16 protein-coding genes are annotated in these 18,485 nt (G+C 71.9%); 6 read left to right on the top strand and 10 right to left on the bottom strand.

Annotated features, from left to right (window positions below):
- Together ACSNOD_RS15750 and ACSNOD_RS15745 are read left to right on the top strand one after the other, a co-directional pair.
- Nucleotides 1-664, top strand: a 664-nt coding sequence (locus ACSNOD_RS15750; protein ID WP_436767555.1) for a hypothetical protein, incomplete at its 5' end; no start/stop codon positions are given.
- Between the two features lie 287 nt (nucleotides 665-951).
- Entirely contained in the window at nucleotides 952-2,475 is a 1,524-nt protein-coding gene (locus tag ACSNOD_RS15745) for a PepSY-associated TM helix domain-containing protein (RefSeq protein ID WP_436767556.1), read from the top strand.
- Between the two features lie 175 nt (nucleotides 2,476-2,650).
- On the opposite strand, the gene ACSNOD_RS15740 is transcribed toward ACSNOD_RS15745, so the two are convergent.
- Nucleotides 2,651-3,136, bottom strand: coding sequence for an SPW repeat protein (locus tag ACSNOD_RS15740; RefSeq protein ID WP_436767554.1), 486 nt, complete (start codon nucleotides 3,134-3,136; stop codon nucleotides 2,651-2,653).
- A 371-nt stretch (nucleotides 3,137-3,507) separates the two neighbouring features.
- On the opposite strand from ACSNOD_RS15740, the gene glnII reads away from it, so the two are divergent.
- Complete coding sequence (gene glnII, locus ACSNOD_RS15735; protein ID WP_436767553.1) at nucleotides 3,508-4,527, top strand: glutamine synthetase; 1,020 nt, start codon at nucleotides 3,508-3,510, stop codon at nucleotides 4,525-4,527.
- Nucleotides 4,528-4,929: 402 nt separating this feature from the next.
- The gene (locus ACSNOD_RS15730) at nucleotides 4,930-5,577 is read left to right on the top strand and encodes a winged helix-turn-helix domain-containing protein (protein ID WP_436767552.1); all 648 of its coding nucleotides are present in this window, start codon (nucleotides 4,930-4,932) and stop codon (nucleotides 5,575-5,577) included.
- 227 nt (nucleotides 5,578-5,804) lie between these two features.
- Here the strand turns inward: ACSNOD_RS15730 and ACSNOD_RS15725 are convergent, their stop codons facing one another.
- From ACSNOD_RS15725 to glnA, 3 genes are all read right to left on the bottom strand, one after another.
- Complete coding sequence (locus ACSNOD_RS15725) at nucleotides 5,805-6,941, bottom strand: hypothetical protein (protein WP_436767551.1); 1,137 nt, start codon at nucleotides 6,939-6,941, stop codon at nucleotides 5,805-5,807.
- 1 nt (nucleotide 6,942) lies between these two features.
- On the bottom strand, nucleotides 6,943-7,446 hold the full coding sequence (locus ACSNOD_RS15720; protein WP_436767550.1) for a DUF4365 domain-containing protein: 504 nt from the start codon (nucleotides 7,444-7,446) through the stop codon (nucleotides 6,943-6,945).
- Between the two features lie 825 nt (nucleotides 7,447-8,271).
- Entirely contained in the window at nucleotides 8,272-9,681 is a 1,410-nt protein-coding gene (glnA, locus tag ACSNOD_RS15715; RefSeq protein WP_436767549.1) for a type I glutamate--ammonia ligase, read from the bottom strand.
- A gap of 310 nt (nucleotides 9,682-9,991) precedes the next feature.
- Between glnA and ACSNOD_RS15710 the strand changes: the two genes are divergently transcribed.
- Nucleotides 9,992-10,459: an RDD family protein gene (locus ACSNOD_RS15710; protein WP_436767548.1), complete on the top strand. Its 468-nt coding sequence runs from the start codon at nucleotides 9,992-9,994 to the stop codon at nucleotides 10,457-10,459.
- Between the two features lie 158 nt (nucleotides 10,460-10,617).
- Here the strand turns inward: ACSNOD_RS15710 and ACSNOD_RS15705 are convergent, their stop codons facing one another.
- From ACSNOD_RS15705 to lipB, 4 genes are all read right to left on the bottom strand, one after another.
- Nucleotides 10,618-11,307 carry a DUF4191 domain-containing protein gene (locus ACSNOD_RS15705; protein ID WP_436767547.1) on the bottom strand — a complete coding sequence of 230 codons (690 nt, stop codon included), beginning with the start codon at nucleotides 11,305-11,307 and terminating at the stop codon, nucleotides 10,618-10,620.
- A gap of 10 nt (nucleotides 11,308-11,317) precedes the next feature.
- A complete protein-coding gene (locus tag ACSNOD_RS15700; protein ID WP_436767546.1) occupies nucleotides 11,318-11,527 on the bottom strand; it encodes an SCO2195 family GlnR-regulated protein in 210 nt (69 codons plus the stop codon).
- Between the two features lie 183 nt (nucleotides 11,528-11,710).
- A complete protein-coding gene (gene lipA, locus ACSNOD_RS15695; protein WP_436767545.1) occupies nucleotides 11,711-12,676 on the bottom strand; it encodes a lipoyl synthase in 966 nt (321 codons plus the stop codon).
- A 195-nt stretch (nucleotides 12,677-12,871) separates the two neighbouring features.
- Nucleotides 12,872-13,654 (bottom strand): lipoyl(octanoyl) transferase LipB, encoded by a 783-nt coding sequence (gene lipB / locus ACSNOD_RS15690; RefSeq protein WP_436767544.1) that lies wholly within the window; start codon nucleotides 13,652-13,654, stop codon nucleotides 12,872-12,874.
- 283 nt (nucleotides 13,655-13,937) lie between these two features.
- Here lipB and ACSNOD_RS15685 point away from each other — a divergent pair, with 283 nt between their 5' ends.
- Complete coding sequence (locus tag ACSNOD_RS15685) at nucleotides 13,938-15,455, top strand: regulator (RefSeq protein WP_436767543.1); 1,518 nt, start codon at nucleotides 13,938-13,940, stop codon at nucleotides 15,453-15,455.
- Between the two features lie 221 nt (nucleotides 15,456-15,676).
- Here the strand turns inward: ACSNOD_RS15685 and ACSNOD_RS15680 are convergent, their stop codons facing one another.
- Complete coding sequence (locus tag ACSNOD_RS15680) at nucleotides 15,677-16,258, bottom strand: NAD(P)H-dependent oxidoreductase (RefSeq protein WP_436767542.1); 582 nt, start codon at nucleotides 16,256-16,258, stop codon at nucleotides 15,677-15,679.
- A 566-nt stretch (nucleotides 16,259-16,824) separates the two neighbouring features.
- Nucleotides 16,825-18,231, bottom strand: a complete 1,407-nt coding sequence (locus tag ACSNOD_RS15675) for an NAD(P)/FAD-dependent oxidoreductase (protein WP_436767541.1) — start codon at nucleotides 18,229-18,231, stop codon at nucleotides 16,825-16,827.
- Between the last annotated feature and the right edge of the window lie 254 nt (nucleotides 18,232-18,485).

The following is an 18,485-nucleotide window of genomic DNA, read 5'->3' as shown; positions in this document are numbered from 1 at the left end:
GTGCGCCGCACCCCCGGCGGGGGCGGCGGGGGCGGCGCCCACCGACGTCTGTTCCCGGCCGCCGGCCGGAGGCGGGGCTCCACACCACGGGGCAGCGATGGACCACGCGGCGACCACCGGCCACGCGGGGCCCATGGACCACACCGGAGCCATGGACCACTCCGGAGCCCTGGATCACGCCGGCGCCATGGACCCCGCGGGGGTTCTCGACCACGCCGCCGCCCTGGGGCACACCGCGGCCTTCGAGCACGCCGACGCCCTGACCCAGGCCGCCGCGGCCCACACCGCCCACGCCGCGCACACCGCCCACTCGGCCCATGGCGGCCACGGCTCCGCCGCCATGATCGCCGCGCACCTGCTCGCGGCCCTCTTCTGCGCCCTGTGGCTCTGGCGCGGCGAGACCGCCTTCTTCCGGCTGCTGCGCTGCCTGGGCACCCTCGCCTTCACTCCCCTGCGCCTGCTGCGGGCGGTCTTCCGGTTCCGCGCCGAGCCACGCCCCGTACGGCCGCGGCCGCGGCGGGACACCGACAGCGAGTCCGAGCCGTACGACACCCTCCTCACCCACACCGTTTCCCGGCGCGGGCCGCCCGTCCGGTGGGAGTGCTCCGTCACTGTTCCCACCGGCTCGCCGGGACGCCTGTTCGAAGGAGTGGTTCCGGCGTAGGTCGGCCCTACCCATCACGAGGAACCATGTCCGTGAACAGCCCTGCCGAGGGCGGCTCCACCCGGTCCGCCACGGCGGACGACACCCCGTCCACGTCGGGCGGCACCGTCACCGCCCCGACCTCTCCGCCCGCCGACGCGGGCACCTCGCCCGCCGGTGCGGGCACCCCGGCCACCGAGGCCCGTACTGCCGCCGCCGCGTCCGGCACCCCGGCGGCCCCCGAGGCCGGCGAGAAGGCGGCGAGCCGCCCCTCCACCTGGTCGCGGCTGCGCCCGCTCGTGCTGCGCATGCACTTCTACGCGGGCCTGCTGATCGGCCCGTTCCTGCTCGTCGCCGCCGCGACCGGCATGCTCTACGCCGCCTCGTTCCAGATCGAGAAGTACGTCTACGCCGACCAGCTCCAGGTGCCGGTCGGCGAGACCACCGTGCCGCTCTCCCGCCAGGTGCGGGCGGCCCTCGACGCCCACCCGGACGGCAGGCTCACCGCCGTACGGCCCTCCGCGGAGCCCGGGGTGACCACCCAGGTGCTGCTGAAGGACCCGAGCGTGCCCGCGGACCGCTCGCTGGCCGTCTTCGTCGACCCGTACACCGCCGAGGTCAAGGGCGCCCTGCCCAGCTACGGCAGCTCCGGGGCGCTGCCCTTCCGGGCCTGGGTCTCCGAGCTGCACAAGAACCTCAACCTGGGGGAGACCGGCCGCCTCTACAGCGAGCTGGCCGCCAGCTGGCTGTGGGTGGTCGCCCTCGGCGGGCTGCTGCTGTGGATCGGGCGCCGGCGCTCCGGCCGCGGCGGCCGGGCCCGCGCCCTGCTGCTGCCCGAGCGCGGTGCCACCGGGCGCCGCCGGACGCTGTCCTGGCACGGCGTCGTCGGCCTCTGGTCGGTCGCCGGCCTGCTGGTCCTGGCCGTCACCGGCCTGACCTGGTCCACGTACGCCGGCGAGAACATCAAGGAGTTCCGTACGGCGAGCGGCGGCGCCACGCCGACGCTGTCCACCGCGGTGAAGACGCCGGGCGCCGACAGCGGCGATCACTCGGGCCACGAGGGCCACGACGGCCACGAGGGCCACGGGGGCCAGAAGGGCGACGGAAACCACGACGGCCACGGTGCCGCCGCCGGGACCCCGGCCGGTGCCCCCGCCGGGACCGGCAGCGGCCAGTCCTGTCACGAGACGGGCGGCGGGGGCCATGCCGACGCCGCGTCGGGCCGCACCGCACAGGCCGCGCCCACCGACATCGGTGTCGACCGCGTGTTTGAGATCGCCCACGAGCAGAAGCTGACGGGCCCCGTGGAGATCGTCGCGCCGCGCGACGGCACGGCGTACGTCGTCAAGCAGACGGACAAGCAATGGCCCGTCCACCTCGACTCGATGGCCGTGCACCCGGCCACCGGCGCGGTCGTGGACGAACTGCGCTTCGCCGACTACCCGCTGCTCGCCAAGCTCACCCGCTACGGCATCGACCTCCACATGGGCACCACCTTCGGCCTGGTCAACCAGATCGTCCTGTTCGCCCTCGGCCTCGGGCTCGTCCTGCTGACCCTGTGGGGCTACCGCATGTGGTGGCTGCGCCGGCCCACCAAGGACCGCGCCCTCTCCGTGGGCCGTCCCATGCCCCGCGGCGCCTGGCGGCGGGTGCCGCTCCACCTGCTCCTGCCGCTGATCGCCGCCGTCGTGGTCGTCGGCGTCTGGGTTCCGCTGCTGGGCATCAGCCTGCTGCTGTTCCTGGCCGTGGACCTGGCGGTCGGGCTCGTCGCACGGCTGCGCGGCCGAGGCCGGAACGGAAACCGCGACGGAGACGCGCGTACGGCGTCGTAACGGTCGAGGCCGTTACGTGCGGCGGACCGCCGCGCCGCGGCCATGACGCACCCCTGCCGCTCTCACGGAGGGCGGCAGGGGGCCTTCGTCGTGCGCTGTCCCGCACGGCGGATTCATCGAATCACTGATGTCGTGACCTCCTTCCACACGCCTTCTCCGCGATGGCTCGGTTCGCTCAGACGGTGGGGCGGCCGGTCCGGCCGGCCCGACGGCCGCCGCCGGTGATGGCACGGCGGCCCTGCGCGGCCATGCCGGCCGCCACCAGTCCGAGCGCGACAGTGATGGCACCGATGACGATGTTGTTCCAGATCATGCCCGCGTCCGGGTGCCGGGTGGCGACCCAGGGGGACACGATCATCCAGACACCGATCGCGCTCAGTGCGTGACACAGCCCGTACATTCGATCCGGCGCCATGGTGAGCCCCAGGCCGAGCAGAGCGATGGCTATGCCGAGCACGAGGTTGTTCATCGCGAGGTCCGGGCGGGCGCCCGAGAAGTGGACGACCCAGGGCGAGACGGCGCAGTACAGGCCCGCGAGCAGCACCGGCCCGTCGACGAGCACCACGTCCTTGCCGTTGACCATGCGGGTGAACCGATCCCGCATCTCCGACACGTCGGGATGGCTGGCGATATCACCTGTGCGGTGTGAGACGTCGGCCATGACGACCCTCCCTTACATACGCTGCAAGCCGATGGATATCGGACCGCTCTACGGCTCAGGGGCCGCACCCTCAGTGTGCCTCCGAAGCCGCTTTATGGGTAGATGTCCGGATATTCGGATCGCCAGCCGCTTGACCCCCCGCCCGACCCCGCCTCGTCGGCCTACCCGGCCTCGCCTGCCCCGCCTTGCCCCGCCTTGCCCCGCCACCACTGCGTACCGTCGCCCCCGCTGAACCACGGGTAACACGCGGTTTACATTCGAGCAACGGACGAGAAATCGCAGGTTGACACGGTGGGGGAGTGCCACCGCGGCCGCCCGTCCGGCCGGCTCGAGGCCGAGAGAGCAAGCCGCATCGAACGAAGGACCCCGCCGTGACCTACAAGGCCGAGTACATCTGGATCGACGGTACCCAGCCGACCGCCAAGCTCCGCTCCAAGACGAAGATCCTGGCCGACGGCGTCGAGCCGCCGCTGTGGGGCTTCGACGGGTCCAGCACCAACCAGGCCGAGGGCCACGCCTCCGACCGCGTCCTCAAGCCGGTCTTCACCTGCCCCGACCCGATCCGCGGCGGCGACGACGTCCTCGTCCTCTGCGAGGTCTTCGACACCGACATGACCCCGCACGCCTCCAACACCCGTGCCCCGCTGCGCGAGGTGGCGGAGCGCTTCGCCGGCCAGGAGCCGATCTTCGGCATCGAGCAGGAGTACACCTTCTTCAAGGGCAGCCGCCCGCTCGGCTTCCCCGACGGCGGCTACCCCGCCCCGCAGGGCGGCTACTACTGCGGTGTCGGCGCGGACGAGATCTTCGGCCGCGAGATCGTCGAGAAGCACCTCGACAACTGCCTCGCCGCCGGCCTCGGCCTCTCCGGCATCAACGCCGAGGTCATGCCGGGCCAGTGGGAGTTCCAGGTCGGCCCGCTGTCGCCGCTGGAGGTCTCCGACCACCTGTGGGTGGCGCGCTGGTTGCTCTACCGCACCGCCGAGGACTTCGGCGTCTCGGCGACGCTCGACCCCAAGCCCGCCAAGGGCGACTGGAACGGCGCCGGCGCGCACACCAACTTCTCCACCCGGGCGATGCGCGAGGGCTACGACGCGATCATCACCGCGTGCGAGGCGCTCGGCGACGGCGACAAGCCGATGCTGCACGTCAGCAACTACGGCACGGGCATCGAGTCGCGGCTGACCGGTCTGCACGAGACCGCCCCGTGGAACGAGTACAGCTACGGCGTCTCCGACCGCGGCGCGTCCGTGCGCATCCCGTGGCAGGTCGAGGCGGAGAAGAAGGGCTACATCGAGGACCGCCGCCCGAACGCGAACGTCGACCCGTACGTCGTCACCCGGCTGATCGTGGACACGTGCTGCACGGCGCTGGAGAAGGCCGGCCAGGACTGACCGCCCGCGCCGTGAGGCGCGACCGGGGCGGTGCTGGTGTGCGCGCGAGCTCGCGCGCACACCGGCACCGCCTTTCGGCCGTTCCGGCCGTTCCGCGCCCGTCGCGCGCCAACTGCCCACAGGGAGCCACACGGTGGTCACGTGTTCTGGTTGAATAGGGGGCATGGCCAGCTTCCAGAACTCCGCCTCGGGTCGTCTCCGTCACGACCTCGAGCCGTTCTGGCCTTCCCGGCAGCATGACGACTTCGACCGAGTGTGTTGCCGCGCGACCTTCGCGCAGGCCCCCTCCTCCCGCTGACGCCGGTTCCCATCGCACCGTCGGCGCCCCCGCCGGCCCGATGCCGGCCAACGGCCCGCGCTCGTAGTTGCTCGACGACTTCGCGCGAAATGAGCTGAGCTCCCATGACGAACCCCCGCTCCCTGTCCCCCTCCGCGTCCGCGTCCGCTGCCGCCTCGCCGGTGTCGACGGCCGCCGCGGTCCGCAAGGCCGCGGCCCCTGTACGACCCGGCGCGCCGTCCCCGTCCCCCGCCCGCCACCGGCTGCGGGCCGTGGCCCCGGACGAGGTGGTGCGCGTGGCGGACTTCCTCCCGCCGGGCGCGACGTGGCTCCCGGCGCCGCAGCACGCCGTGCCGACGCTGCCGGGGCAGCCGCCGATGGTGGGCTATCTGGTGCTCGTCCCGGCGGACGAGGCCCCGGCGGGACTCGCCCTCGCCCCGGCCGCGCCGGAGACGGCCGTACGACAGGTGCCGTCGCGCCCGGCGGAGGCCCCGGGCCCGATCCGCATCGACCCGATCGAGCGCGTCGCCACGGTCGACGACCGCCGACTGGACCTCACCTACCTCGAGTTCGAGCTGCTCGCCCACCTCGTGGCCCACCCCCACCGCGTCCACACCCGCGACCACCTGGTCACCACGGTCTGGGGCTACGGCCACGTGGGCGACGGCCGCACGGTCGACGTCCACGTGGCCCGCCTCCGCCGCAAGCTGGGCCCGACCCGCCGCGACACGATCGTCACGATTCGCCGCGTGGGCTACAAATACGCCCCCTGACGGTTGGGGGTCGCCCCTCACGACAACGGCCGCCGACCGCGCCCCTGCCAGGGACCACGGCCGACGGCCCACACCACCCGGGCGAGCGAATCCGCTCGCCCGGTGGCGTCTTTAGATGTCGAAGTCATGCGGGAATGCACCCAGAACATCGAGACTTGCCGCTCTACCGGTCTCAGTTCACTCCAGGTGCACGTGGTGGGTCCGGTCAACGGGAACAGACTCCACGCTTATGCGTCTGACCCCAAGGAGCGGTCCGGCCCAAAGTGGCTGATCTCCATGGTGGCGATGCCGCCCGGTGGGCTGGCAAGCACACCTTGCGCTCTCACGGGAGTACCGGTGTCGTGACAGCGGACTGCTAGGTGGTAAGGCTCGTCTGCGAGATCGAACCATACGGTCCTACGGCGGCGCTTGATCAACGTCTCAATGCCCACGCGGCCAGTAGCGTCATCGGGGCGCCGACTCAGGTCGGTGATGACTCCGTAGAGCACATGCTCATGCGTGTAGAGCTGAGATTTCAGCCTGCTCGAGACTTCGTCGACAATTTCGATGGCATCGCGGTTGAACTCTACGCGGTTGGATGATCCTGGGGGAGGCGAGGCTACCCGGGACCAGTTGAATGTGATGTCCAGTGCGGCGACCGAATCGGCGTTGACGACCTTGCTAAGGGCTCGGCACAGTTCGTACGAGACTCCTTCACCGACCGAGTCTGCGATCTCGCTACCTGTGGGACGGCGTTCCGAGCTCGCCATCTGCTCCAATACCCCAAGAGCCCGGGACATGGTTGCTGTCACGCGCCTGTCGAAGAGGGTCTCCTCGACCTCGATGTCAATGTGTTCCTGTTGAGGTACGTAGACATCCTCTGGTGACCTGGCTTGGCTGATGATCGGCACGATGTAGGAACCGCGGCGCGTCTGCCCTAGCCGGACCTCGCGGGCTTGATCCTTGGCACGCAGTGGAAAGTTGCGGAAGTGTCCCTGACGTCGAATCGAGGCCGCTGCGGAAGCCACACGGAGCCGCTTGGCGGACATGAACAGCTCGTACCCTGCTTCCAGCGGGATGGAGCCATCGCTGAGGGAAGGGTGGGAAGCTCTGAGGTCGGTGACGTCGTGGTAGACGGTGGCGATAGCATCGTGCACGGCGCGCAGATCACGCGACTCGAGCTGGGAGAGGTCACTCAGCAGAATGTTGGCGCGCTTCGCGAAGTCGGGCGCTCCCGGCTTCATCGGGACTAGGACGACCTTGTCCTCGGAGTCTCGGAAGCGCCAGAGCTCAGCTAGCTCGCTCCCTGAGACGGGTGACCAACCGGACACTTTGAGGTAACTCCGGATTTCTCCGGGGCCGAAGTCTGGCTTCACTTGCGCCATGTCAGTTCACCCCCCAGCTGCCAGCGCCGGTCATACGACGCGCCGCGTCGAACATGATGCTCATGGCGTTCACGGTGAGTAACTGGTGCTCGGGGAGGTGGACAGCTGTCGTGACGCTGCTGGTCGCTGCTTCCAGACCTTGAAGCGATGCCCAGTAGCCATGGCAAGCCAGGATGATCGAGTCGGGCTGGTAGGTCACCCACCTATCGATGTCCGGCGGGACTATCAATAATGCGAGGTGGCCGGGTGCTGAGCGGTCGGGTGCCCGCAACTTGTTGTACGTCTCGACGTCTAGATCGAAGCTGAACCCGCCTCGGACGCAGCGCGGCTTCTGAGTGCACTTCAGTTGAATGTCGACCATCAATCCGCCTGACCGGAGAGTGACGTCGACTCCGTCCTTGTCCACGTTCCAGTCGCAGATCGTGTAACCGCCCTGTGTGGCAAGGGCGTGAACGTAAGCGCGACTGACCTGCTCCTTCTGCCAGCTTGTCGCCTCCGCTGCCACCCGAGCCCCTCTCCGTCGAGTGATCGCGAGGATAGTGCTGCAAGGATCACTGGGGAATAGGGCTTGCGAGAACTCGTGGTAGACGAGGGTGCAGCTTAGGCCGTACATGCGTTACTTCCCCCTTGAATCGAACAAGCGATCCATCTCTTCTAGGGGTATCAGAAGCCTCTGACATCGGGCGCTGTCCTGGTCGGGGCGACAGGGCCGTCGGGGCGGGCGTGTGGCTTGTAGCGATGCTGCCCGAGGGAAGAGTGGGGCCACGGCCAGCATGGCCAGCTTGGGGCGACGATCGCGCCGTGACCGACATGCGGTGCCGAACCCGTTGGCCGAGCGGCCGGCAACCAAGTAATCGTCCACAACGATCACGGCGCGGGCCTGCAACTGGACCTGACAGGTTTCACCTCGTCACTCAGGCCGGGTGCCGGCGTGCGGGTGAGCAGGTGCGAGGGTGTAACGACGCCGAAGCTTGTGCTTCTGGTCGTCCGCGCGAGTGCTGCGAGTTGCGTCTTTCACGTTGCCTGAGGCGGGTACGAACTCGCCGCCCGAAAACTTATGTGCTGTCCGGACTGGGTTGTCCCGCGAAGTGGGGGTTCAGGTACCAGGGTGCAACAGCCGTTGAGGGAGGGGAGCGCACGCGAACGAGGGCCGCTACTCCAGTCATGGAATAGCGGCCCTCGGCCATGCTGTTGACGTCTCGCACAGCGAACAGGTCAGGCAGTGCACAAGGAGGCGGAAAGCAAGCGGTGACAGCGAGAACTGCTGAGAAGTTTTCGCAGGTCACAGCCCGTTTCCTGGGCTCCCGCCCAGATCGCCCGGCTCCGCTTCTTAGATGTCGAAGTACAGCTCGAACTCGTGCGGGTGCGGGCGGAGCTGGATCGGGGCGATTTCGTTCGTGCGCTTGTAGTCGATCCACGTCTCGATCAGGTCCGCGGTGAAGACACCGCCGGCCTGGAGGTACTCGTTGTCCTCCTCGAGCGCGTCCAGCACGGCCGGGAGGGACGTGGGGACCTGGGCGACGCCCGCGTGCTCCTCGGGGGCGAGCTCGTAGAGGTCCTTGTCGATCGGCTCGGCCGGCTCGATCTTGTTCTTGATGCCGTCGAGGCCCGCGAGGAGCAGCGCCGAGAAGGCGAGGTACGGGTTCGAGGACGGGTCCGGCGCGCGGAACTCCACGCGCTTGGCCTTCGGGTTCGAGCCCGTGATCGGGATGCGCATCGCCGCCGAGCGGTTCCGCTGCGAGTAGACCAGGTTCACCGGCGCCTCGAAGCCCGGGACCAGGCGGTGGTACGAGTTCACCGTCGGGTTGGTGAAGGCCAGCAGCGACGGGGCGTGCTTGAGGATGCCGCCGATGTAGTAGCGGGCGGTGTCCGAGAGGCCCGCGTAGCCCGTCTCGTCGTAGAACAGCGGGTCGCCGTTCGACCACAGCGACTGGTGGACGTGCATGCCCGAGCCGTTGTCGCCGAAGATCGGCTTCGGCATGAACGTGGCCGTCTTGCCGTTGCGCCAGGCGACGTTCTTCACGATGTACTTGAAGAGCATCAGGTCGTCGGCCGCGGCCAGCAGCGTGTTGAACTTGTAGTTGATCTCCGCCTGGCCGGCGGTGCCCACCTCGTGGTGCTGGCGCTCGACCTTGAGGCCCGCCTTGTTCAGCTCCAGCGAGATCTCCGCGCGCAGGTCGGCGAAGTGGTCGACCGGCGGAGCCGGGAAGTAGCCGCCCTTGTAGCGGACCTTGTAACCCCGGTTGTCCTCCAGCGCACCCGTGTTCCAGGCACCCGCCTCGGAGTCGATGTGGTAGAAGGACTGGTTCGCGCTGGTCTCGAAGCGGACGCTGTCGAAGACGTAGAACTCCGCCTCCGGCCCGAAGTACGCGGTGTCGGCGATGCCGGTCGACGCGAGGTACGCCTCGGCCTTCTTCGCGATGTTCCGCGGGTCACGGCTGTACTGCTCGCCGGTGATCGGGTCGTGGATGAAGAAGTTGATGTTGAGCGTCTTGTCCCGGCGGAACGGGTCCACCCGCGCCGTCGACAGGTCCGCGCGCAGCGCCATGTCCGACTCGTGGATGGCCTGGAAGCCACGGATCGACGAACCGTCGAAGGCGAGCTCCTCGGCCGGGTCGAACGCCTCCGCCGGGACGGTGAAGTGCTGCATCACCCCGGGCAGGTCGCAGAACCGGACATCGACGAACTTGACGTCCTCGTCCGCGATGAATTTCTTCGCGTCGTCGGCGTTCTGGAACATCCAACTCCTCCTAGCCCGCCGCGCGGGGGCGGGGTCGCGTCGGTGGCGCCGGCCAAGTGGGGTGGCACACTGCGCCGACCTTAGGTTTGCGGGATTTCCCGGGGGTGACCCATCTGTTTCGCCGAGGTTAACCAGCAGGCGGTAGGCCCTGACCGGACCCGGACACCAGCCGTGCTCGACGGGCGCGGCGTCCGGACGGCGCGGGTGGGGCGCGGGGCCCGGCCCGCGTGCGGGCCCGGGTGCCGCCCGGACGCGGCAGAGGCCCGGTACGGGGGACCGCACGCCGTACCACGCCAGGTACCGTGGACGGGTGGACAACAGGCAAGCAATCGGATCGTGGCTCTCCGGGCCTCGTGCGGCCGCCGAGGAGATGGGCGTCGACTTCGGCCACCGGGGCCAGCGGCTCGGCCTGCCGGCGCAGGGACCGGGTGCGATCGCGCCCCCGGGGCGGCGCATCGGAGCGCTCTTCGTCGACTGGGCGCTCTGCGTCCTGATCGCATACGGCCTCTTCGCGCGGGGTGACTTCCCGGCCGCGAGCAATTGGGCCCTGGGTGTGTTTTTGGTACTCAGCGTACTCACGGTCGGCGCCGTCGGCTGCACTCCGGGGAAGCGGATCTTCAAACTGCGCGTGATCTCCCTCGACGGCGGCCGGCTGCCGCTGCCGCGCGTGCTGCTGCGCTCCGTACTGCTGGTGCTGGTCGTCCCCGCGGTGATCTGGGACCGCGACGGCCGCGGCATGCACGACCGCCTCGCCCGCGCCGTCCAGATCCGCGGCTGACGGCTCCGACAGCTGACGGCACGCACCGAGCCCGACAGCACGCCGGCCCCTAGCCCGACAGCACGCCGAGGGCCGACGAACACGACGAAGGCCCGGGACCTCACGGTCCCGGGCCTTCACACGTTCACGCATTCACACGTCAACGCTCAGCGCGAGCGTCAGCGCATCTTCCCGCCCCGCGGCATCCGCACACCCTTGGGCATCGGCCCCTTCGGCAGCGGCATGTTGCTCATCAGGTCCCCCAGCGCCCGCAGCCGGTCGTTGACCGTGGTCACCTGGGGGCCCGCCAGCACGCGCGGCAGCTTCAGCAGCGTGGTGCGCAGCTTCTTCAGCGGCACCTCGTCCTCGCCGGTGCCCACGATCACATCGTGCACGGGCACATCGGAGACGATCCGGGCCATCTTCTTCTTCTCGGCGGCCAGCAGGCCCTTGAGCCGGTTGGGGTTGCCCTCCGCCACCAGCACGATGCCCGCCTTGCCGACGGCGCGGTGGATGACGTCCTGGTTGCGGTTCATGGCCACGGCCGGGGTCACCGACCAGCCACGGCCGATGTTCTCCAGCACGGCCGCCGCCGCACCCGGCTGTCCCTCCATCTGGCCGAAGGCGGCCCGCTCGGCCCGCCGGCCGAAGACGATCGCCATGGCGAGGAAGGCCAGCAGGAAGCCCAGGATGCCCAGGTAGACCGGGTGCCCGATCAGGAAGCCGATCGCGAGGAGGACACCGAAGGTGACGATTCCCACACCGGCGACGACAAGGCCGACCTTCGAGTCGACCCGCCGGGTCATCTTGTAGGTCAGGGCGATCTGCTTCAGACGCCCGGGGTTCTCGGATGTTTCCTTCCTCGCCATGTTCCAGAGTCTACGTGGCCCGGGGGCCACCGGTGGCCATGGCCTCCAGCACGTGCTGGGCCTCCCGCCGGTCCTTGGCCCGGCGGCGGTCCTCCAGAACGGCGCTCCACGCGTTGCGGCGCGCGGTGCGCTGGCCACCGCGCATCAGCAGCGACTCCACGGCGCGCAAGGCGTCGGTGACGGACGGAATGGCGGTGGCGCGTACGGGCGCTACCTGCATCGTGGGTGTCCCCTTCACGGGCGAGATCGGCACGGGGTGTGCGGTGAGTGAACCCAGGGTCACTGAAAGGTGTTACCAGGACGTGTCCGAACGGTCAAACCGCCGTGAAACCTTGACATGGCCGGTACGCATCGCCCCCGCGGGCGGTCCGTACCGGCCATGTCCGGAAAGAGCCGCCAGGGGTCAGACGGCCTGGGACGCGACCGCCCCGCCGCGCCGCTCGATCGCCTGCTGGTACAGCCGGCCGGCGCGGTAGGACGACCGGACCAGCGGGCCGGACATCACACCGGAGTAGCCGATCTCCTCGGCCTCCTCCTTCAGCTCCACGAACTCCTGCGGCTTCACCCAGCGCTCCACCGGGTGGTGCCGCACCGTCGGGCGCAGGTACTGCGTGATGGTGATCAGCTCGCAGCCCGCGTCGTACAGGTCCTGGAGCGCCTGGCTGATCTCCTCGCGCTCCTCGCCCATGCCGAGGATCAGGTTGGACTTGGTGACCAGGCCGGCCTCGCGGGCCTTGGTGATCACCTCGAGGGAGCGCTCGTAGCGGAACGCGGGGCGGATGCGCTTGAAGATCCGCGGCACCGTCTCCACGTTGTGGGCGAGCACCTCGGGCCGGGAGGAGAACACCTCGGCGAGCTGCTCGGGCACGGCGTTGAAGTCGGGGATCAGCAGCTCGACCTTGGTGCGGCCGGCCTCGCGCTCCGCCGTCATGCCGTGGATCTGCCGCACGGTCTCGGCGTACAGCCAGGCGCCGCCGTCCTCCAGGTCGTCGCGGGCGACACCGGTGATCGTGGCGTAGTTCAGGTCCATGGTGACCACGGACTCGCCGACGCGGCGCGGCTCGTCCAGGTCGAGCGCCTGCGGCTTGCCGGTGTCGATCTGGCAGAAGTCACAGCGCCGGGTGCACTGGTCGCCGCCGATGAGGAACGTCGCCTCGCGGTCCTCCCAGCACTCGTAGATGTTCGGACAGCCCGCTTCCTGGCACACCGTGTGCAGGCCCTCGCGCTTCACCAGGCCCTGGAGCTCCGTGTACTCGGGGCCCATCTTCGCCCGGGTCTTGATCCACTCGGGCTTGCGCTCGATGGGGGTCTGGCTGTTCCGGACCTCCAGGCGCAGCATCTTGCGTCCGTCGGGTGCGACAGCGGCCACGTCCGGCTCCCTATGACTTCGATTCCTCGGCGAACACCAGGGTACGCCCGTCATTCGTACGTTCTTCCGCCCAGGGCAACCCCATCGCCCCAGGGCTGATTCCCCCTGGCACCGCCGAGCTGCCCGGACCGCCCCCCGGCTCCGGAGGCCGGCCGCCCGGGCCGGCCGCCCGGGTCGGCCCCGGTCCCGCCGGCCTCAGACCGCCCGCGGCATCGGCTCCGCCGACTCCAGAACCTCCCGCAGCCGCTTCTCCACCACCGGCAGCACCTCGGCCACCGAAACCGTACGGCCCAGCTCGTTCGAGAGCGAGGTCACCCCGGCGTCCCGGATGCCGCACGGGACGATCCGGTCGAACCACGTGTTGTCCGGGTCACAGTTCAGCGCGAAGCCGTGCATGGTGACGCCCTTGGCGACCCGGATGCCTATCGCCGCCAGCTTGCGGTCCTCCCGCCGCTGACCGGCGTTGGAGGGCGCGTACTCGGGGCCGCTGAGCCGCGGGTCGAACTCCTCGTCCGTCAGCCGCGGGTCGAAGTCCAGGGAGAGCCCGCCGAGCGCCGGCCGCCGGTCCACCGGGTCGCCCAGCACCCACACCCCGCTGCGCCCCTCGATCCGGGTGGTCTCCAGCCCGAAGTCCGCACAGGCGCGGATCAGCGCCTCCTCCAGCCGCCGCACATGGGCCACCACGTCCACCGGCCGCGGCAGCTTGAGGATGGGATAGCCCACCAGCTGGCCCGGGCCATGCCAGGTGATCTTGCCGCCGCGGTCCACGTCCACCACCGGGGTGCCGTCGAGGGGGCGCTCGCTCTCCTCCGTGCGCCGGCCCGCGGTGTAGACCGGCGGGTGCTCCAGCAGCAGACAGGTGTCGGGGATCTCGTCCGCGAACCGCGCGGCGTGCACGCGGCGCTGCTCCTGCCACGCCTCCTGGTAGTCGACGGCGTCCGCCCCGATGCCCAGATGGACAAAGCGCAGCTCACTCACGGCAGCTCCTCTTCGAACCCAGCAGATTCGCACGTGTGGTGCCCTGCCACTCTACGGCGGTTGTCCATTGCACCCGAATGGACCCGGTTGTCGTTCATCGGACCGGCTCTCGACCCGCGCTCACACGATCGGATGAATGCGTGGTGAAGCAGACAGTACGGCTGGTTCTGGCCGCTAAATTCACGCCGTTCCACGAGGGCGATCAGGGGTGAGCTGGGGGTTTTACCTTCGGCCCCTCCGCCGTCCGCTCCCTGGGCCCGGAAGGCAGGAGACCGCACAGCCGATGACGGAACGACCCCCTCAGCGCACCCCCAATCGTCAGCTCGCCGCCCTGATCGCCGAAGCGGGGTTCTCGCACGCCGGGCTGGCCCGCAGGGTGGACCAGCTGGGCCTCGAACACGGCCTCGACCTGCGATACGACAAGACGTCCGTCACGCGCTGGCTCCGCGGCCAGCAGCCGAGAGGCACCACCCCCGCGCTGATCGCCGAGGTCTTCACCCGGCGCCTGGGGCGCAGACTCTCCGCCCAGGACCTCGGGCTCGACGCCTGCGCCCCGGTCTACGCCGGGCTGGAGTTCGCCGCCACCCCCGCCGAGGCCGTGGACATCGTCAGCGGCCTGTGGCGCAAGGACTCCGGCACCCACACCGAACTCCGCAAGATCGCCTTCACCCCGGCCGGGCTGGTGGTGCCCAGTCGCGACTGGCTCATCGGCCGCCCCGACGAGCGGGTGGCGCGCGGCGTCGAGCCACCGCCCGGGGCCGGGGCGCCCACCGCCGGGGCGCCCGGCGCCGCCGTACCGCCCGGGGCCGCCCCGCCGCCCGGGGAGCAGGGGCCCCGGGTGCCGCCCCAGGCGCGCTACCCCGTGCCCCGCCAGCGGTCCGCCGAGCGCGGCCCCGGCCAGAAGGTGACCGCCGGCGACATCTCGGCGCTCCGCTCCGTCGGCGAGCTCTTCCGCACCCTCGACCACGCCTACGGCGGCGGGCACGCCCGCCAGGCCCTCGTGCGCTATCTGGAGCACGAGGCGGAGCCCATGCTGCGCGGCTCCTACGGCGAGGCGATCGGCCGCCGGCTCTTCGCCGCCGTCGCCGACCTGACCCGACTGGCCGGCTGGACCTCGTACGACATCGCCGCGCACGGCCTCGCGCAGCGCTACTTCGTCCAGGCCCTGCGGCTCGCCCAGGCGGCCGGCGACCGCCCCTACGGCAGCTACGTCCTGGTGACGATGAGCCGCCAGGCCGTCTACCTCGGGCACGGGCGGGAGGCCGTGCAGCTGGCCCGGGTGGCCCAGCAGGGCATCGGCGGCGGGGCGCCCGCGGTCGTCCAGTCGCTGATGCACGCGGTGGAGGCGCGCGGGCACGCCGTGCTCGGCGACGTCCGCTCCTGCACGGCCTCCCTGGCCCGCGCCGAGCGGGCCCTGGAGGCCGCCCGGCCCGGCGACGAGGTGCCGCACTGGGCCCGGCCCTTCGACGAGTCCCAGCTGGCCGACGAGTTCGGGCACTGCCACCGCGACCTCCAGCAGTACCGGCACGCCGCCCAGTACGCCGAACGCTCCCTGCAGCTGCGCGGCCCCGGCTACGCCCGCAGCAGGCTTTTCTGCCGGGTGGTGCTCGCGACCGCCCGGCTGGGGCTGGGCGACCTGGAGCAGGCGTGCTCGCTGGGCATCGAGTCGGCCCAGCAGGCGGCCGAGATGCGGTCGGTGCGGGCGCACGAGTACGTCCGGGACTTCGAGCGGCGCCTGGAGCCGTACCGGGACGCGGCGGCCGTGCGGGGCTACCGGGAGCGGGTGGCCGCCCTCGGCTGACCTCGGGCGGCCGGCCCGGGCGCGGGCCGTCGGGGCCCGAGCGGGTCCCACGGCGGGCCCGGGCCGCCACGGGCCCGCCCGAAGGTCCCCACGGCCGGTCCAGCCGCTCCGGCGGCCGGCCCGGCGGCATCCACGGCCCGCCCGCGGCGTCCGCTCCGCCCGCGCCGGCCGCCGCCGGGGGGCCGGGCGGGGCCGGCCGGTGCCCCGCTGCGGCCGGTTCCCTACTGCGGCCAGTGGCGGGGAGCCGCCGAGCGCACCGCCTTCGCCGTGCGCCGGATGTGCAGCAGCAGCCGCATGGCCGAGGCGGGGTCCGCGATGAGCACCCGGCCGTCCCGGGCCGGGTGCAGAATCGTCATGGCCCGCGGGGTGATGGTGCGCGGCCCCACGGGTTCGGCCCCGGCGCACAGCAGCCGGTACTCCACGTCGGTGAACGACTCCGGGGGCGGTGCGTCGTCCTCGGTGGTGGTCAGCACGGCGGCGTACTTGCCCACCAGCGGGGAGCCGGCCCGCGGCCAGGCCAGCCAGTCCAGCGCCGTCCGTATGGGCTCCGGTGCCGTGCCCCGGGTCTCCGGGGTGGCGATCACCAGGGCCCCGGCCCGGGCGGCGCGCGCCCGCAATTCCCTGACCCCCGGTGGCAGTTCGCCCGCGCCCACGGCCGAGTGCGCCGGCAGCCCCTCGGGAATGGCGCACACCTCCAGCCGTACGCCCAGGGAGCCGGGCACCGCCAGCGCCCGCAGCAGCAGTTCTCCGCAGGGTTCCGTCCCGGAGGGCGCGCAGAGGCCCAGCAGTCGTACGTCGTCCACAGTCACTCCTCTTCCGTCCCCGTGCGGGGTGCCTCCCGTACGGGCTGTTCGGGGCCGTGTTGCTACGGGCGTCGGTGCGGGTGCGCGTGCGGTGCGGGTGCGCGTACGTGCCGGCCGGTGGCCGGTGGGCCCGGCGGGGAGCGGGCCGAGGTCGGGGCAGGAGCCACCGGCCGCCCCGTGGGCAGGGTGCGTCGGGCCACCGCCGTACGGAACGCCGCACGGCTCGTGCCGTGCGGCCCCGACGGTGCCCGTGCCCATGGTGGCGAAGGACGGTGCCGGAGGACAGGACGGTCGACCGGCCGGATGACGGTGTGTCGGATGACGAGGACCGATGTCGGTTGACGGCCGGCGCGGTGTGCGGAGAGCGCGGCCGGGGCGGCGGGTGACGGGGGCGGCGCGCGGGCCGCCCGGTGCGCGGCGGCGTACGCGCTGGCGCCGAGGTGGCGCCCGGCCGCGGGCGGTGGGTGGTGGGCGAGCGGTGCTCGGGCGGCGGTGGGTGGTGGCGGGCGGTGCCCGGGCCGCGCCGGGCGGCCAATGGGCTCAGGCCGCGGTGCGGCCAGGGGCGCTCAGGCCGCGGTGGGCACCGCCGTACGGAGCGGGGCGGGTTGCAGCCCGAAGTCCCGCAGCACGGCGTCGGCGGCCCGGCGGCCGGAGGCCAGGGCACCGTGGACCGTACTGGTGCCGCGGTGGTCCCCGCACACGTACAGCCCCGACAGCAGCCGCACCGGGCGCCGCAGATCGTGCGGCGCGGGCATCGCCGGGACCGCGTCCGGGTCGTGGTGGGCGGCGATCAGCTCCCAGTCGTCCGCGCGGGTGCCGTACAGATCGCCGAGCTGCTGGCGGGCCGCCTTGTCGAGGACGTCGAGCGGCTCGCCCGCCGCCGCGCCCAGCACCGTCGAGGTGATCAGGGCCCGGCCGGCGGGCGCGCGCGACGGGTCGACCTCGCTGACCACCGCCGAGTGCGCGACGGGGCCGCAGCGGTCCGCGTCCAGCACCAGGCACGGCTCGGCCAGCGGGGTCCCGGCGGCCGTGTGGTGCAGCACGGTCACCGGGTGGAAGTCCGGCAGCCGCAGCCCCGGCAGCAGCTCGCTCGCCGCCCGCGCGCCGGTCGCCACCAGCACGGCCCGGCAGCTCAGCTCGCCGTGCTCCGCGGTGACCACGGACGTCGTCGACGCCGCCACCGCCCGTACGCCGGTGCGCACGGTGCCCGGGGGCAGGGCGGCGGCCAGCAGCTCCGGCACCGCGCTCGCGCCGCCCGTCGGCAGACAGAGCCGGCCGCGGGCGAAGCAGCGCAGCGCCAGGTCCGCGCAGCGGCTGGAGGTGGTCAGTTCCGGGTCGCTCAACAGGGCCGCCAGCAGCGGGCGCAGGAACCCGTCCAGCGTGCGCTGCGGGAAGCCGCGGGTCTCCAGGCTGCGGGCGGCGGTGAGCTCCGGGCGGGCCAGGAGCCGCTCCGTCGGGGTGGTCGCGAGCCGGTTCAGCCAGGCCGCGAGCCGGGCGTGGTCCATCGCCCCCCCGAAGGGCGCGCCGGAGAACGGCGCGCCGCCCAGCGGGGACCGCGCGGCGGTGGCGAAGGCCCGGGCGGCGGTGAACGCGCTCCGGGTGGCGCGCGGGCCGCCGCGGGCGGTGGTGCGGGCGTCCCCGAACCGCTGGTGCCGCCCGCCGCCGTGCACGAGCACCCCCGGGGCGAACGGGCGCAGGCTCAGCTCGCCCAGGCCCGGGGTGCGGCGCAGCTCGGGGATCGAGGTGGTGATCAGCCGGGACGTCCGGTCCAGCCGGAAGCCGTCGACCTCGTCGGTGGTCATGTGCCCGCCGATGCGCGGCGCCGCTTCCAGGACGGCGACCGGGACTCCGGCGCCGGCCAGCCGATGGGCCGCGGAGAGGCCGGCGAGCCCGGCCCCCACCACGACGACGTCCACCCGGTCCGCGCCGTGCGATGCGTCATGGCCTGCGGTATGGCGTGCGGTGCTGAGCACGTGCCCTCCCCGAGGTCGGCTGTGTCTCCGCGCCGGGCGGCCCGCTCCGGCTGATCGCGGGCGGGTCCCGGCCGCGGTCTCCTGTGCCTCATGCCCTCAACGGGCGCGAGCGATACCCGAGTCCGGATCGAGCGTAGGAGGCGGCGCCGAGCGGGTCAGTCGCGCACCGACCGGGCACGGGCGCACGGTGGTCGCACGTTGGCGCGTGTGGGGCGCACGGGGCCTCCCGGGCGGGGGCGGGACGGGGTGAACGG

This window comes from Streptomyces sp. URMC 123, assembly GCF_051386515.1.
Taxonomy (GTDB): domain Bacteria; phylum Actinomycetota; class Actinomycetes; order Streptomycetales; family Streptomycetaceae; genus Streptomyces.
This window is presented reverse-complemented; position numbering and strand designations above follow the sequence as displayed.

Bases quoted from the DNA above. Each gene is read 5' to 3' on its own strand.
- ACSNOD_RS15745 (WP_436767556.1), top strand. From the start codon at position 952: ATGCACTTCTACGCGGGCCTGCTGATCGGCCCGTTCCTGCTCGTCGCC.
- ACSNOD_RS15740 (WP_436767554.1), bottom strand. From the start codon at position 3,136: ATGGCCGACGTCTCACACCGCACAGGTGATATCGCCAGCCATCCCGAC.
- ACSNOD_RS15730 (WP_436767552.1), top strand. From the start codon at position 4,930: ATGACGAACCCCCGCTCCCTGTCCCCCTCCGCGTCCGCGTCCGCTGCC.
- ACSNOD_RS15725 (WP_436767551.1), bottom strand. From the start codon at position 6,941: ATGGCGCAAGTGAAGCCAGACTTCGGCCCCGGAGAAATCCGGAGTTAC.
- glnA (WP_436767549.1), bottom strand. From the start codon at position 9,681: ATGTTCCAGAACGCCGACGACGCGAAGAAATTCATCGCGGACGAGGAC.
- ACSNOD_RS15705 (WP_436767547.1), bottom strand. From the start codon at position 11,307: ATGGCGAGGAAGGAAACATCCGAGAACCCCGGGCGTCTGAAGCAGATC.
- ACSNOD_RS15700 (WP_436767546.1), bottom strand. From the start codon at position 11,527: ATGCAGGTAGCGCCCGTACGCGCCACCGCCATTCCGTCCGTCACCGAC.
- ACSNOD_RS15685 (WP_436767543.1), top strand. From the start codon at position 13,938: ATGACGGAACGACCCCCTCAGCGCACCCCCAATCGTCAGCTCGCCGCC.